The sequence below is a fragment of the Dictyobacter sp. Z7_2 genome, assembly GCF_057551105.1.
This window is the reverse complement of record NZ_BAAJPE010000001.1, coordinates 3,099,904-3,115,805: the sequence shown is the minus strand read 5'-3', so window position 1 is coordinate 3,115,805 and position 15,902 is coordinate 3,099,904. Positions and strand designations below refer to the sequence as shown.

Genomic DNA, 15,902 nt, shown 5'->3' with positions numbered 1-15,902 from the left:
AACAGTGAAGAAGCTGTTTCAAACGTCACTTTTCGGACTCATCATTTTGAGCATGCTCGTACTTTCGGCCTGTGGAGGAAGCACATCCAACACCGGTAATACTGGCGGCGGTGGTAGCACCAGTAGCTCCCTCAACATCGCGTTCCTACCCAAGCAGATTAACAACAACTACTTTACTGCCGCATATACAGGTGGTCAGGAAGCATCCACCGCCTTGAAAGGCAGCGTTAAACAAGTAGGCCCATCCACCGCCAATGCCGCGCAACAAGTCCCATTCATCACCACACTCACCGAGCAGAATGTCTCGGCTATCGTCGTCTCGGCGGACGATCCAAACGCGCTGGCACCCTCATTAAAGCAAGCTATGGCTAAAGGCATCAAAGTCGTTAGCTTCGACTCAGATGTTGCTCCTGATGCTCGTCAGGTGTTCATCAATCAGGCGGACTCTGAGCAACTGGGTCGCAGCCAGATCGATCTGCTGGGCAAGCAGATTGGGAATAGCGGTCAGATTGCGATTCTTTCAGCCGCCAGTACAGCCACGAACCAGAATGCCTGGATCGGCTTCATGAAAGACGAGTTGAAAAAAGCTCCTTACTCAGGTATGCAGCTAGTCAAAGTCGCTTATGGCAACGACGATGATCAGACGAGCTTTAACCAGACGTTATCATTGCTGACAGCCTATCCTAACTTGAAAGGTATTATCTCCCCCACGACAGTGGGTATTGCAGCAGCAGCCCGTGCGCTCGAATCGGTCAACAAAGGTGGAAAAGTCGCTTTGACCGGTCTGGGTACGCCTAATCAGCTGAAAAAATACGTCAAAGACGACACCATTCAAGGCTTTGAATTATGGAACCCTGCCGATCTGGGTTATCTGGCCTACTACACGGCCGCGCTGCTCGTTCAGGGCAAAATCAAAGGCACCGTTGGAGAAACGTACACCGCTGGTAAATTAGGAAGTAAAACCATCGGAGCCGGCGGAGTCGTATTGCTTGGACCTCCCACAGTCTTCAATAAGGCGAACATCGACCAATTCGACTTCTGACCATCACCAGCACGATGTCCATCACAATGTTGACGGACATCGTGCCAGACAATCATCATCCAGTCATATGAGAGCGTTGCCGAGATGAACCCATCTTTGTAAGTATCTCATGCAAGCGATAACAAATAACTACACAAAGCGGACAAGGTGAGCACATGAGTTTAGACATCGAACAGAACTTACAAGAGCGTGGCATCTCTATCGAGACACTCATCGAAAAGATTCTGCAATTCAAGATCGAGACTCCATCCTGGGGATACGGGAATTCTGGCACACGCTTTAAAGTCTTCCCATGGCCTGGTGCAGCGCGTAATCTGCGCGAGAAACTGGACGACGCGGCCATCGTACAGAAGCTAACTGGCATCTGCCCCAGTGTCGCCATTCACATCCCCTGGGATAAAGAAGATAATTGGCAGGCTGCCAAAGACTACGCAACGCAGCTAGGTCTGCGCCTGGGAGCGGTCAATCCAAATTTCTTTCAAGAGGATGACTACCGCTTTGGTAGCCTCACTCATCCTGACGAGAAAATACGCCGGCGAGCGATCGAGCACATGCACGAATGCGCCACGATTGCACGTACAGTCGGCTCAGACACCATCAGCCTCTGGCTAGCAGACGGCACCAACTATCCCGGCCAGGACGATCTACGCGGCCGTCGTCATCGCTTAACGGAATCCCTACAAGAATTTTATCCTGCCCTGGGAAACGACCTGCGGCTGCTGATAGAATATAAATTCTTCGAGCCAGCGTTCTATCATACCGATCTGGCAGACTGGGGGATGGCCTATACGCTGGCGAGCAAGCTGGGACCACAGGCCCTGGTACTCGTCGACACTGGACATCATCCACAGGGAACGAATATCGCCCACATTGTTTCTGTGCTGCTGGATGAAGAGCGCCTGGGAGGCTTCCACTTCAATGATCGCAAGTATGCAGACGATGATCTCATCGTTGGTTCACTCAATCCATTTGAACTATTTCTCATCTTCAATGAGCTAATGGCAGCGGCCGAAGAGAAGAATCCGTTGCGCATCGATTACATGATTGATCAATCGCACAATATTGAACCAAAAGTCGAAGCCATGCTTCAATCAGTCATCAACATCCAGAGTGCACACGCCAAAGCCCTGCTCGTCGATCGCCCGCGACTGGCGGCTGCGCAGCAGGCCAGTGATACACTTGAAGCCTATCGCGTGCTACGCGACGCCTTCGATACCGATGTGAGGCCGCTTCTGGCGCTTGCTCGCACAAAAATCGGACTGGAAACCGATCCAATTGCCGCCTTCCGCAAGAGCGGATACGCAGAGAAAGTTGCTCGTGAGCGCGGCACCAGTTCAGCCGCCAGTGGCTATCCTGGAGCTTAAAATACCAGAAGCATCCCTCTTTCTAGTCTCTCCACTTTCATAGCGCTGGAGATCAGAAAGAGGGATGCTTTTTTATATCAAGATTCCCATTGCGTTTATGTTACTATTAGATGCAGAATAGAGAGAGAGGAAAATGCTAGTTGGCAATTTGCTCCCCTTGAAAAATACAATTATACATTCTCTATTTCTTATGGAAGAAAGGAGCGAAGGATGCAAGATGATATCAATGAACCTTTACAGGTAGAAATGTTTGCCGCATCGCTTCGTGCCGACATCAACGACGTAAACGCTTTTATGGAGGCTCTTGCCGCCAAACTGGCTGGTTCTTTACCCAATCAGACAGAGGTATCACGCCACAGTAGCTTTTTATCGCGTGAGCATCCTGTACGCGAGATCGTGGTGGGGCTGGGCGATTATCAGTATCGGATCATCAAAGAGCGTAAGGGACCAATCCAAACCACACGTGCCAAGGTCGTGCGTGGCATTGTACTCAAGACGGATCTGATATCTATGGATCAGTGGATCGGCGAGCTGGCCCGCAGTCTGGCTGAAGAATCAGCACGCAGCGCTCAAGCACGCAGCGCGCTCGAAAACTTTCTATTGTAAGCGCCCGGCACGAGCAACCAGAGAAGGAGGTTTTTATGCCGTTTTGGAAGCGAACCTCACCAGAGGAGAAACAACGGCGACTCCAGCAACAGCAGAAAGATGACGTGAGTCGTCAAGCGTTGGAGGCCGGAGGCTTACCCACCCGCGCCACACAGCGTCTAACCGAGGAGATGAGTGCTGGACATCCTCTCTTTACCAGTGATCTCAGTGCCAAAGAATTTCTCTTGACACGTGAACAAGGTTATCAGCCACTCAGCCAGGTAATGGGTAGCTCAATTTATCAGGTGGGATGGCAATATACGCGCCAGTACTCATGGGGCACATCGATACAGGAAATGGAGACGGTCTCTGAGGCCCATCAACATGCCGCTCAGCTCGCCCTTGGCCGCTTAGAGCAAGAGGCCACGCTACTGCGAGCCCATGGAGTGGTCGGTGTCCGCTTTACGCAACGGGACTATACCTGGGGCAGCAATCTGATCGAATATACCGCGATTGGTACAGCGATCAAACTCCCCAATACGCCCTTAGGATCTCGTCCCTTCCTGAGTGATCTTTCGGGGCAGGAGTTCTGGACACTTCTACAATCTGGCTACTATCCAGCAGGAGTCGTCACGGGCTACAGCTCGTTCTGGATCGCACTCGGCAGCCAGATGACGCAACAGCTCCGCGGATGGTGGGGCGGCGGCGGTGTCAATCAAGAGATAGGACCATTTACGCAAGGAGTCTATACAGCGCGTCATCAAGCCATGCAGAGAGCCGATAGTATGGCCAAACGCCTGGGAGCCCTTGGAGTCGTCGGCATGCATGTTGAAAACGATCGGACAGTCAGGGAATACGAAACCGATAATCCACAACGTTACTATCTGGACCTTTTCGTACATTTTTCCGTTGTTGGAACAGCAATCATCAGCGTCAAAAAAGATCACAACATCCCGAAGCCCAAGCCAACGCTCATTTTTACCGACCTGCGCCCGGGACGTTATGGACAAAACAGAGAGTTAACCTTTAAAGCGTAAGCATAATCCGTATGCATATCGCCCGCAGAGACTCTCTCTCATATAGAAGAAAGCAAGGAGTACCAATCTATGTCTCAGCAGACACCCCCACAGGGAAGTGATCTTCCAGTACACGCCCGTGAACGCCTCTCAGCCATGCGCAACGACTCCACGCACAAGGGGCTCTTCACCAGCGACCTCAGCGTCAACGAATTCCTGCTGGTACGTGAAGCTGGCTTTGATCCCGTTGGACTGGTGGTTGGAAGCTCGATTTATCACATCGGCTACCAGATGGCCAACTGGAGCCAGAACCAGGAGATGGATGTCCTGACACAAGCCATGTATCACGCCCGCGAGCTCGCCATGACCCGCATGGAAGAAGAGGCCGATGCCCTCGGTGCCGACGGAATCGTCGGAGTACGTCTTGAAGTCACCCGCCATGAATGGGGAGAATCCCTGGCTGAATTTGTCGCCATCGGAACCGCCATCCGCTCCCGTGACGGAAAACATTTCCGCAACGCACACGGCATGCCCTTCACATCCGACCTCTCCGGACAAGACTTCTGGACGCTGCTCCACTCGGGATACCGTCCCGTTGGCATGGTGATGGGCAACTGCGTCTATCACGTCTCGCGCCAGGGCCTCGGACAATGGTTTGGCCGCGTCGGACGCAATGTCGAAATGACCAATTACACCCAGGCACTCTACGACGCCCGTGAGCTCTCCATGGAACGCATGCAGTCAGAAGCCGTCAGCCTGCAAGCCCAGGGAGTCGTCGGTGCTCAGATCGTCGAGAACAGCCATGGATGGGGCTCACACATCATCGAATTCTTCGCCATCGGCACCGCCGTAGTCAGCATCGCAGATGATCATCTCATCCAGGCACCATCGCTTTCTCTCCTGCTCAACGACTAAGGGACTTAAGAAAAGTAAAGAGCGAAATTCTTGGACTAATTCAACAAAGAGATGCAGCTTGGCAACGCTCGGCTGCCTCTCTTACGTGAACATATAGATCGCACAAAAAAGGAGATTGATATGACTGAGAGGAGCAATATATTTGACCAGAGCACTGTACATATCGAGCCGTGGGGTGAGGGCGATCTTCCACTTTTGAAGAAACTGCTGGGTGATCCAGCGATGACTGAGCATCTTGGTGGTCCTGAGAGCGACGAACAGCTGATCAAACGCCAGGCCCGCTTCGAACGGCTCACAGAGTCAGGAGTTGGCCGCATGTTCAAGATTATTCATAAGACCACTGGCGAAGCAGTCGGATCAGTCGGGTACTGGGACAACACTTACCATGGAGAAGACATTTATGAGATGGGCTGGTCGGTGCTTCCCTCATTTCAGGGGCAGGGCTTCGCGAGCGCAGCGGTTAAGCAGGCTCTTGTCATCGCCCAAGCGGACGGTAAGCATCGATTTTTGCACGCCTTCCCATCCGTTGACAACCTCCCATCGAACGCCCTCTGCCGAAAGTCAGGCTTCACACTGGTTGAAAAATGCGAGATCGAGTACCCTAAAGGCGTTTTCATGCGGGTCAATAACTGGCGTCTCGATTTTTCCGTGAGCACCTAGGCTGTCACAGCACTAAGGATCTCTCCAAGAATTGTTGATCTTGCAAATTTACAACGAGTCTTTAAGGCCACCAATTTCCGATCTCCAGTATGGTCGCACTCGTTTTTAGCATCGCCTCCTCGCCTCCGACGCCAGAGACAATAGGAACCAGTTGCGTCAGGTCGACCAGCGCCTCACTACGCGTGCTCTGACTCAAGTGGCGCAGAAGGTCATGCGTAAGAGGATAAAACCAATCAGCGACACTTTCTTCCCAGACAGCATAGCCAGACTTCAATATCTGTGCCACAACAAATGTATTTCCAGTCTCGTGAAGCTCCAATCTTGCCCAATCCAGCACCTTTCCCCATTCAGTTTTAGACAGAGCCGGCAGAAGCACTTCTAACACCTGCAGCTGAGAATGACTATTGATCGATTTCAGGGCATCAAGCAACCTATCAAGTATTTGCGCTAAAAAATCATCAGTAATATTCGAGGCCAATTGGCGCAGTACCCACGCCTGCTCTTCTTCTATATGGAGTACCTTTAATGCTTCCAACAGGGCAGAAAAGGTTGATAACAGATATTTCTCAGGCAGATATGGAATGATCAAAGCCAATGTCCGCAGATGATAATTCTTGTCCCATGTAGCCTGCATCAACACCTCAGGCAGACGCTCGGGAGGCTGGGGAAGCAATGAATCGACTATCTCTACAATTTTTTCTTCGGATAAGTATGGCAATAATGCTTCGAACAACTCCAGCTGTATACTTCCCATAGGTATATCCCGCATCATTTCCAAAGCCATGTTCATCTGTTCTTCTGTCAGTTGAGGACACAAGGCACAGAGGATTTGTACAAGCATCTGCTTGTCTTTGACGCTGGGGAGCACTGCCCATATGTAGGACATATAGCTATTGGGCACCTGAGGAGCTAATGCAACAAGTAATTTTGTAATTGAAGTGGTATTATGGGTCTCCTGTACGACATCCCAAAACATCAAAAAATGCGTTGCGGCCATGCGTGGGGCCAATTTTTCCAGGATCTGGAGACGGATAATTCGATGGGACATTGTCTGTACGCGTTGCAAGAATGGTATGAAGAAGTCCTCCGGCACCTGGGGAGCAAGTACATCCAGCATATGCCAGAGCACCCAATCATTCGGCATCTCTTGTACGACCAACCAGAGCGGAACAAAATAGTCCACTGATATATGTGGAGTGAACATGCTCAAAATTCGTTGCTGATAGCCTTTATCGGAGACACTCAGGATCGCTTCCCATAACTGGGAGGTTCGCGTCTCTGTCGTCCGACCAGCCATCGCTCTCAGTATCCAGATACGCCACTCCTGATTGGAAATCCTCTGGACTGCCATCCAAAATTGCGCAAAGAAATCATCCGGTACATGCGGCGCGAGCGCTCCCAGAGCCAATACATATCCTCCCTTATCAGAGATTCTATGCACCTCCTGCCATAACAAAGGAAAGTTATCCTCCGTCGCGCAGGTCGAGAGTATATCCAGGGACTCCACAAGTCGATCCTCATCATTGATGAGAGACACCTGTGCAAATAGATCCGCCAGAACGCTTTGCGACGCATGAGGGAGAGCGATCTTTAAGATCTGGCTACGCCACTTTGCATCTGAAAGCTTCTGCACTATCTCATAAAAGTGGGTAAATGCAGCTTCGGGTAGATGTGCGGCCAATATCGCCAGAACTTGCATGCGAGTCTCTTTGTTACTTACATCCAGCGCGAGAGCCAGCGCATCATCAAAGAGATCCGGAGGGATATGCGAGGCCACTGCGATCAGCATAGCCACGCGATTGGCTTCATCCAGCATAGCTTGCACAGATTTAAGGATAGTTCGCATGCTCGCAGTCGGTAACGTCGCTGGCAGATAATGGATGCAGACAGTTAAAAACTTCACCCGTGCAGTTTCATCCTTAATGATTTGAAGCGCCTGCAACATCTCCTGAATGCGTTTCCCTTTGCTCTCCTCCGGCAACGATGAGACTAAAGCCTCTAAGACCTGTGCGCGTTTCGTTCTATCCTTCATCTCTCTCACAATATGCAGCGCCTCAGAGAGATGCACATCACGGATACGAGAAGCTATCGCAAGCAGTACAGAGACCTGATTGACTTCATTTCCCATCATGCGCGCTTCACTTATAGCTCTCCCCAGCCAATTATCGGGCAAGAGAGCGCCTAGTTTCACAAGCACATGAGCGCGATCATCCTCACTGCGCACACGCCAGGAAAAATCGAAGATCTGCGGCAACATGAATGTAAAGATACTCGCTAAAGCCGCTTCACTCAGGCGAGGGGCGATGGCCAATAACGTTTGTAGTCGATCCTCCCAGTCTGAAATTGAATGGAAGACACTGGCGATATTAAATTGGCGTCGATGCAGTTTTCCAGTGAGAGGAACCTCCAATTCCGCCATCAGCCAGACACGATACCCTTTATCTTGTATCGTGGGAATGATCTTCAATAACCTGGATAATAAGCTTTCAGAGGCATAAAGAGTGAGCTGTGCTGCCAATTCAGAGCGATAGCGCTCGTCCCAAATATCAGATATGCACCCCAGCACTTCTTCCTGGAGCACTTCCGTCAGGCGAGGTAACAACGGTATCAGTACATAGATACGATATTCCTCACTCTTCAGCGCTAAAATATGATGGAGCAAAGCCGATAACTGAGCCTCTGGCACGTACGAGACAAGCTCACGCCAAGCATCTACTTGAGACCGCTCATCGCGCAGCAAGGATATCTCTTGTAGAGCTTCTGTCCAACTCTCCTCGGACAGAAAAGGAGCCAGCATTACCAGCGCTTCAATCCGATATTCCCTATCATCGATATCACGCGACAGTTCTAATGCCTCCTGCATCACATCGAGGCGCAACGACTCAGGCAAATAGGGAACCATTTTGGCCAGCAGACGCAGACGTGAGAGACTATCCATCATCTCGCGCACCTCTGGCAGGAGGAGAGGAAGCCAGTTGGTGCGCAGATGAGCCACCAGGGCGATAAGCACCTGGGCTCGATACCTCTCTTCATGCATAGCTCCTACCAGTTGTAGCAGACGTTCATGCTGATCTTGAGAGATCGAGGAGGCTAATCCCTCAAGTGTGAGAGCACGATATTCATCTTCTTCCATCTCCTGTACCCATAGCAGAACTCGGTCAATCAGGGATGGATAGCGGGTAAGGGCGGGAGCCAGTTCAGCTAATAGGCCAGCGCGATCGGCCTCATCATCAATTGCAGGGATCAATTCCAGCACCTGCCAGAGCAGGGCTTCGGTCAGGCGGGGAGCCAGCTCGACTAAGGTATCGAGGCGAATATATTCATCTTTGATTGTCAAAACGGTCTCCAGAGCCTCCTGGAGAATATCTGAGCGCAACGACTCCTGGACGTATGGGACCAGTCCCACCAGTTCGCGTGCACGCGGTGCCAGATCAGTGATCAAGCGCAAACATGCCAGCCCTTGTGCTGGAGTCCAGATACCTGCCTTCACAGCTTCGAGCATGAGCCGAGGCGAGATGTTACTGGTGAGACTATTGACGCTTACCTGGGTCAGGAGACAGCGGATCTCTTCACTCAGATAGGCGAAACTCTCTCCATCCTCATAAGCTCTCAGATCTTCCTGCTCAGCAGCATGCCAAGCACGTTCTACATCGCCCAGAAAACCAGCGTTAGCGCGATCCAATTTTTCCCAGGCGCGTCGCCAGCCATCACTGACCAGAGAGAGCAACGTCTGAGCATCAGCCTGAGCTTGCTCCAGATGAGCTCCATAATACTGAACAATATAAGCTGAAGCACCTTCTGGCGCTAATTGCCCGGTGTTAAGAGCCTCAAGCGTCCGCTCACCCCAGAGTAGAAAGCGCTGCTCGACCTGATGGCGCTCAACATCACTCAAGCGCTCCTCAAAAAAATAGTTTCCCAGCCGGGGATGACTAAATACATAGCCTTGATGTATCCCATCGCCAGTAACAAAGCGTGCCAGTGGGGATAGATGCTGCTCAAGTGTCTCCGCACTGAAACCAGCATTATCGGCCAGCAGGCTCAACAGATCGGCTTTACTGAGCGGTCCTAGCGCACCAGCTAATATATTCAAGACGTCTTGAGCAATCGCTTCTCGCTGTGCTGCGCCATTACTCCATAACAGACGCTGATCATTCCACCAACGCTCAAAATAGCCCACCAGACCGGGACGAATAGCACGTAGATCCTCTGGACGAACTCGCATCACAGAGGTACCACGCTCCCACAGATCATCCACATAGAGACGCACCAGCAAAGGATCACCTTCACTCAGGCGATAGAGCTCAGAGACGATATCCACGCGTGTGCCCAGCGCATCCAGAGGAAAGCCCATCTGCACCAGCACGCTGGCCAGGCCCATACGATCTAGCGGATGCAACTCAAGTGCACGAGCTAACCCCTCACGCGTCCATGCCAGACGCTTCAACCAGGCCTCAACGCCCAGATCATTCGCCAGATAGCGAGCAGAGAGCACGATACGTAATCCGGAGCGAGGATCTTGTGGAAAGAGAGCAGATCCAGCTGACCAATCGGCAGCCTCATCCACACCATCCAGGACCAGAAGCAACGTCTGCCCAGCGGGCAGAGGTCGATTGATATAGTCAACGAGCAGGCCACGCCAGACATCCTCAGACATATTAGGATCGGCAGGAACCTTCTCGCCGTGCAGAGAAGCCAGCAGAGCCACAAGCGAGGGAAAGGCTACGCCAGCTAGATTTGTGCGGAAGCGGATACTGACAGGAAAATAAGCGATGGCAAAGTCACGACGAGCCAGCACCGTTTGACACCAGTGGAGTAACAAAGCAGATTTACCACGGCCAGCAGGAGCAGCCAGCAATAAGTAAGGAGCCTCCTGGGGATTATTCAGCCAGGAGTCCAACTGCTCACATTCCTTGGCACGTCCACCAAATGGTACAGGATGCTGAGGACTGCCAAGATATTCTGCCAGAAAATTTCTTACGCGCGTGACATAATCAGTAGGCAAGTCGCGCAAACCTTGTGTGAAGATAGCTGCAACTGTATTAAAATCTCGATACTCTGCATTCAGATCCTGACCATCCATACAATAAATCCTTTCGTTAGCACCTGGGATAATAGTGGAATAATTAGGTGATAAAAGCCAGCCTTTAGCGAATAGCCTTTTTACCAACCGTCCTGATCTACTTAAAGAAGCGCTTCAGGAAATGCATCTGCACAGGTAAAGAAAGGTACGCTGACATAAAAAATCAATAACATATTTTACATATTTATTCACGTATACTATTATATAATGAACAAGCAACTATCTATATATTTTGATCTAAGGAGTTATTAGCATGACAGCCTGGTCATACACTCTCCCAGACAATATTGATCAAATTAATGTTCAAGACCTGGAACATTATGCGCTCAGATCCGTCCTTCAGGGAATGTGTCTCTCACCCATTACGAAACCGCACGACATCCTCGACATAGGCTGCGGGCGCGGGCAATGGATACGAGATATGGCCATGAAATTTCCACGGGCACAAATTACTGGACTGGATCGCGCCCCACTCTCGGAGGGCGATAAACTACCCAATAATTGTCATTTCATGCAACATGATGTTCTCAAGGGCTTACCTTTTGCCAATGATACCTTCGATCTCGTCTATCAACGTCAGATGCTCTTCGTCATCCCCAGTAGTTTTTGGGTTACGCACATGAAAGAGATGGTGCGCATTACCCGTCCTGCTGGTTGGATTGAATGCATTGAAGGAGATATACGTATCTATCGTGCTGGGCCTATGACCACTAAAGCCATAGAGATCGTCAGGAAAGCTTATAGAAGACGTGGCGTGGATGCATTAAAAACCACCAGTATTTACCCTGCATTCGAGCAAGAGCGCTTAATCCATCTCACCTCATCGCCGCTTATATTACCGATTGGCATCTGGGGAGGTATCATCGGCATTATGATGGTGCGCTTCTTCAGGGAAATGGTACTGATTGTCAGATCGCGTGTTGAAAGCTACACAAATATGTCGCTTGAGGAATTTGACCAATTGGTAGTCGCGGCCCTACAGGAATGCGAAACGAACAGAAGTGGCTTCCGTTTTACTATCATTTATGGACAGAAACGCTATTAATCCGGTTAAAAACGCAGTTACGCAATTACAAAGAGCTTGACATTTCGCTCATCCAACCATAAAGTAATGAGAGCAAACTAATCATGACAGATCATCTGTTTGCCTCAAGGCCTGTTCACTATGGAGGTACTAATAATGGTGACAGAATTAAATCTCTCTTCACCGACATCCAAAGCCAATCCTTATCCCGCCTTTGCCCAGCTACGCGACGAAGATCCTGTCCATAACGCGCAGCTCTCGGATAAAATGCGAGGCTGGCTGATTACGCGCTACAACGATGTCGATTTTGTTTTGAGAGATCCACGTTTCGTGAAGGATTCACGTAATGCTCTTACACCAGAACAGATACAACAACAGTTTCCCTGGTTCAATGAGCAAACAGATGTCCATGGGCAGACGTTGCGCATCAATCGTAATATGCTCGGCTATGATCCTCCCGACCATACACGGCTGCGCACACTCGTCAACATGTCCTTCACGCCGCGACTGATTGAACAGTGGCGCGTGCGCATCCAGGAGATCGCTGATGCGTTGCTCGACAAGGTCCAGGACAAAAAACAGATCGACTTGATCGATGCATTTGCATTTCCACTTCCCATTATGGTCATTACAGAGCTCCTCGGTATACCGAACGAGGATCACATGAGATTTCGCGTCTGGTCAAATACTATCATTGAAGCTTCCGGAGACGCGAGAGAGATGGAGCACCGACGAGTTCATATCAATGAATTTCGTAGCTATCTTTTCGAGATTATTCAGGAGAAGCGCAAGCATCCTTCCAACGATCTCCTGAGTCAGCTCCTACAAGCAGAGTCAGAAGGGGACAAGCTCACAGAAGGCGAATTAGTTGCCATGGTCTCCCTCCTCTTGATCGCCGGACATGAAACAACTGTCAATCTCATCGGTAATGGAACGCTGGCGCTACTACTTCATCCAGACCAGAAAGAGAAGCTCCAACGCGATCCAACACTCATCAAATCGGCGATTGAAGAATTCTTACGCTTTCACGGTCCGTTAATGACAGCCACGCAACGCTGGGCGCGAGAAGAGGTCGAGATCGATGGCACACTGATTCGTCGTGGTGAATACGTCCTCGTCGTGCTGGCCTCAGCCAACCATGATCCTCACGTATTCGCCGAAGCCGACGAACTGGACATCACACGCCAGGATAATCGTCATCTTGCCTTTGGAAAAGGCATCCATTACTGCCTGGGAGCACCATTAGCCAGACTTGAGGGCCAGATAGCCATCAGCACATTGCTGCGCCGCATGCCTGATCTTCGCCTCAGCGTTGATCCTCAGGAGCTCATCTGGCGTCCAGGGACACTGATTATGGGATTACGCACTCTCCCGGTAAGTTTCTCATAGCAGACATAAGCCGAACACAAATAGGAGTAGCCTCTCTTCGCAGGTATCTTCAGAGAGGTTACTACGCGTAAACAAGCAGTTACACCTCCAGTATTATTGACAAGCGTCTTCATAAACGACTATATTTATTTTCATCAATACAAAGTCGAAAGAAGACAAGACTCTCACTTAAAAGATGTGCATAAGTACTATTTAGCAGCAGCGCAAAGGGCAAAGAAAGACAATGGCAAATAAAGCAAAAAGCAAGCCGAAAGACGATCCTCAGAGGTCCCTCAGTGGGAACCAGAGCAAAGCTGGAAACCAGAACAAAATTGAAAGCCAGAGCAAAGCTGGAAACCAGAGCAAAATTGAAAGCCAGAACAAAGCTGGAAACCAGAGCAAAAATCGTGTTGAGCAAAAACAGCGTCGCTATAAGGTGGAGCAAGCCAGAAAGCGTAAGAAGTCATTTATTTTATGGGGAAGTATCAGCGCAGCTATCATCATTATTGTAGTAATCGCGGTTATCTATAACACAACCCAGAGCGCTCCAGCCAGCAGTGATACTATTGCTGGAGTAGTTCAATATAGTAACCTATCGCGTAACCACGTCACGACCAAAGTTACTTATCCACAAACGCCACCGGTAGGTGGGAACCACAATCCTGTCTGGCTCAATTGCGGTATCTATGATGCCCCCGTCACGAATGAGAATGCGGTCCACGCACTCGAACATGGAGCCGTCTGGATCACCTATCAGCCAACCTTATCCAGCGACGATATCGTCACATTAAAAAATCTCGTCAAGGGTCATGCTTACGCGATACTATCGCCCTACCCCGATCTCCCATCGCCAGTAGTCGCGTCGGCCTGGGGTTATCAGCTCAAGGTCACCAAGGCAAGCGATCCTCGACTGGCAGCATTTCTCAAAAAATACGAGCAAGGACCCCAAACACCTGAGCCTGGAGCAGCCTGCACAGGTGGAACCGGGACACCAATTCAACAATAAGTTGGGCTCACAAATACCGAGCACGATAACAAACGGAGTCGCTATACGACGACTCCGTTCTTGACGGGCTGAAGAGGTTGATAGATCAAATAACTATCCACCACAAAAGTGTGGTACCTTACACCATGCAGCCTCTGCACGATAATATGCTTCAAAGTCTCGTCGCTGCTCACTGGAATGACATAGGAGGCATAAGGATCATTTTGTACCGTATCAGCATATGACTGATATTTGTTATGACCAGTGGTTAATCCATGCTTTTTGACATTATACAAAATAGTATATCCAACAATGCGTGCGTTACTGGCAAAAGCGATGCGATAATCAAACCAATAATCAGCATAGATATGCGTTATACCTTTTGCCAATAAGGAATTTACAATAACCAGCTCACGGCTCTGCTCAGCACGGGCCGTTGGAGTTTGTCCAACCGCGATCACACTGCCTGTGACAAAGATAGCCAGCAACAAGATCAAGAAACTAAAACATAACATTCGACGCGTAATTACAAGAATCACACGTATCCGAGAGATACAGCTCCCGCTATCGAGCCGTGCCACACCTTGCCACAGAGGCCAGATCAGCACTGGAAAGCCTACCCAGGTGCCAATCATATAGCGTGCGTCCACACTTGGACTGCCCAGAACCATGCGACTATGAAGATACACAAAAATAGTTGCCAGCACGCCAAACAAGAAAATCCCCTGCAAGGCAGCCAGCACGATCTGTCGATGTTCTTCGACAGACCAGGAGCGCCTGCGCCAGGGAAAGAGGAATTTTTTCAACGTAACTGCAATCAGCAAGAGCGAACTTCCCCATAATGCCAGAAAGCCCAGAGACCAGACGGTTCCAACCAGAGTACACTGGGAGATTTTATATACCTCAAAGCCCCAATACTGCAAGAAGGGATATTCCGACTGCAAACAAACCGGATTACCAGTGATAATTGGTAAGCTGATCGCAAAAGTATTTTTTATTTGCTCTTGCACAATCGCCAGAGTCAATGGCTGATGCCCCTCCTGCAAGAGCAAAACTGTAATCGTATCATGTCCAGGTACAGCTCCCAGATTATACATAACCAAAGGAACAGCCCCCAACCCAAGCCCGAGCAAAAGAGAGACAATAGTTCCCTTAAAGATCATTTCTCGCCAGCTAAACAAGAGGACCAATCCCGAAAAAGCCACCCAGACCAGAATCAGCGAATCGCTCCAGATACCGATACTTACCACCACACCCCAGAAAAAGAACTGCAAATGCCGACCAACCCGATCCCGCCACGTCCCTCTGGGAAAAGTCAAAGCCAGATGGATACCCAGCACAAGTGAAACTGTTGCGAACAATATCGTCTCTGGATAGCCCCCAATCGCCTGCAATTGCCGGGTCAGCATAGCCGTAGAACCAAATGCAAAGAGGAGCGTGATAAATAAGGCAAAGCGCTTTGTATAAAGCAGCCGGGTCAGTGCATACATACAAACAAGAAAAGCAGCGTAAAGTATCACCATACCAAAACGTAGTCCAAACAATGAAATACCAACGAACCGAAAAATAAGAGCTCCCAAATACGCCTGCAACACTCCCATATAATCCTGCCCGTAAAAGACAAGTGGATGCTCTCCATACTTCAAAATATTTATTGCCATCACCCCCATCACGCCCTCATCACTATTAGCCAACGGCCAGCTGTTATAAACAAGGTACATACGGAGGAAAATGGCGCTACACACAACAAGCAAGAGCAAAAGCACATGCATATTCATTCTTAGATAGATCTTTTTCAAAACGCCAAAAAATGCAACCTATCTTCACAAACAGGTCGCCATTTCCTTTCATACTGCTAGTGCA

Annotated in this window: 11 protein-coding genes; 9 read left to right on the top strand and 2 right to left on the bottom strand. The window is 49.9% G+C overall.

Annotation, left to right across the window (positions count from 1 at the left end; genetic code table 11):
* The first annotated feature begins 4 nt into the window (after nucleotides 1-4).
* The 6 genes from rhaS to AC27N8_RS12360 all read left to right on the top strand — a co-directional run bounded on the left by rhaS (nucleotide 5) and on the right by AC27N8_RS12360 (nucleotide 5,582).
* Nucleotides 5-1,042, top strand: coding sequence for a rhamnose ABC transporter substrate-binding protein (gene rhaS, locus AC27N8_RS12385; RefSeq protein ID WP_487067396.1), 1,038 nt, complete (start codon nucleotides 5-7; stop codon nucleotides 1,040-1,042).
* 155 nt (nucleotides 1,043-1,197) lie between these two features.
* Entirely contained in the window at nucleotides 1,198-2,406 is a 1,209-nt protein-coding gene (gene rhaI, locus AC27N8_RS12380) for an L-rhamnose isomerase (protein ID WP_487067394.1), read from the top strand.
* A gap of 210 nt (nucleotides 2,407-2,616) precedes the next feature.
* Nucleotides 2,617-3,012 carry a hypothetical protein gene (locus AC27N8_RS12375; protein WP_487067392.1) on the top strand — a complete coding sequence of 132 codons (396 nt, stop codon included), beginning with the start codon at nucleotides 2,617-2,619 and terminating at the stop codon, nucleotides 3,010-3,012.
* A gap of 35 nt (nucleotides 3,013-3,047) precedes the next feature.
* Complete coding sequence (locus tag AC27N8_RS12370) at nucleotides 3,048-4,028, top strand: heavy metal-binding domain-containing protein (RefSeq protein ID WP_487067390.1); 981 nt, start codon at nucleotides 3,048-3,050, stop codon at nucleotides 4,026-4,028.
* A gap of 69 nt (nucleotides 4,029-4,097) precedes the next feature.
* On the top strand, nucleotides 4,098-4,922 hold the full coding sequence (locus AC27N8_RS12365; RefSeq protein ID WP_487067388.1) for a heavy metal-binding domain-containing protein: 825 nt from the start codon (nucleotides 4,098-4,100) through the stop codon (nucleotides 4,920-4,922).
* A gap of 120 nt (nucleotides 4,923-5,042) precedes the next feature.
* Nucleotides 5,043-5,582, top strand: coding sequence for a GNAT family N-acetyltransferase (locus AC27N8_RS12360; RefSeq protein WP_487067386.1), 540 nt, complete (start codon nucleotides 5,043-5,045; stop codon nucleotides 5,580-5,582).
* A 61-nt stretch (nucleotides 5,583-5,643) separates the two neighbouring features.
* On the opposite strand, the gene AC27N8_RS12355 is transcribed toward AC27N8_RS12360, so the two are convergent.
* Entirely contained in the window at nucleotides 5,644-10,662 is a 5,019-nt protein-coding gene (locus AC27N8_RS12355) for an ATP-binding protein (protein WP_487067384.1), read from the bottom strand.
* A 253-nt stretch (nucleotides 10,663-10,915) separates the two neighbouring features.
* On the opposite strand from AC27N8_RS12355, the gene AC27N8_RS12350 reads away from it, so the two are divergent.
* From AC27N8_RS12350 to AC27N8_RS12340, 3 genes are all read left to right on the top strand, one after another.
* A complete protein-coding gene (locus tag AC27N8_RS12350) occupies nucleotides 10,916-11,707 on the top strand; it encodes a class I SAM-dependent methyltransferase (RefSeq protein WP_487067382.1) in 792 nt (263 codons plus the stop codon).
* Nucleotides 11,708-11,842: 135 nt separating this feature from the next.
* Nucleotides 11,843-13,075: a cytochrome P450 family protein gene (locus AC27N8_RS12345; RefSeq protein WP_487067380.1), complete on the top strand. Its 1,233-nt coding sequence runs from the start codon at nucleotides 11,843-11,845 to the stop codon at nucleotides 13,073-13,075.
* Between the two features lie 223 nt (nucleotides 13,076-13,298).
* A complete protein-coding gene (locus AC27N8_RS12340) occupies nucleotides 13,299-14,060 on the top strand; it encodes a thioredoxin-like domain-containing protein (RefSeq protein WP_487067378.1) in 762 nt (253 codons plus the stop codon).
* 41 nt (nucleotides 14,061-14,101) lie between these two features.
* On the opposite strand, the gene AC27N8_RS12335 is transcribed toward AC27N8_RS12340, so the two are convergent.
* Complete coding sequence (locus tag AC27N8_RS12335) at nucleotides 14,102-15,817, bottom strand: hypothetical protein (RefSeq protein ID WP_487067376.1); 1,716 nt, start codon at nucleotides 15,815-15,817, stop codon at nucleotides 14,102-14,104.
* Nucleotides 15,818-15,902 lie beyond the last annotated feature (85 nt).

Excerpts from the sequence above, each read along its gene's own strand:
- rhaI (WP_487067394.1), top strand. The coding sequence starts at position 1,198 with ATGAGTTTAGACATCGAACAGAACTTACAAGAGCGTGGCATCTCTATC.
- AC27N8_RS12375 (WP_487067392.1), top strand. The coding sequence starts at position 2,617 with ATGCAAGATGATATCAATGAACCTTTACAGGTAGAAATGTTTGCCGCA.
- AC27N8_RS12370 (WP_487067390.1), top strand. The coding sequence starts at position 3,048 with ATGCCGTTTTGGAAGCGAACCTCACCAGAGGAGAAACAACGGCGACTC.
- AC27N8_RS12365 (WP_487067388.1), top strand. The coding sequence starts at position 4,098 with ATGTCTCAGCAGACACCCCCACAGGGAAGTGATCTTCCAGTACACGCC.
- AC27N8_RS12360 (WP_487067386.1), top strand. The coding sequence starts at position 5,043 with ATGACTGAGAGGAGCAATATATTTGACCAGAGCACTGTACATATCGAG.
- AC27N8_RS12355 (WP_487067384.1), bottom strand. The coding sequence starts at position 10,662 with ATGGATGGTCAGGATCTGAATGCAGAGTATCGAGATTTTAATACAGTT.
- AC27N8_RS12350 (WP_487067382.1), top strand. The coding sequence starts at position 10,916 with ATGACAGCCTGGTCATACACTCTCCCAGACAATATTGATCAAATTAAT.
- AC27N8_RS12345 (WP_487067380.1), top strand. The coding sequence starts at position 11,843 with ATGGTGACAGAATTAAATCTCTCTTCACCGACATCCAAAGCCAATCCT.
- AC27N8_RS12340 (WP_487067378.1), top strand. The coding sequence starts at position 13,299 with ATGGCAAATAAAGCAAAAAGCAAGCCGAAAGACGATCCTCAGAGGTCC.
- AC27N8_RS12335 (WP_487067376.1), bottom strand. The coding sequence starts at position 15,817 with ATGAATATGCATGTGCTTTTGCTCTTGCTTGTTGTGTGTAGCGCCATT.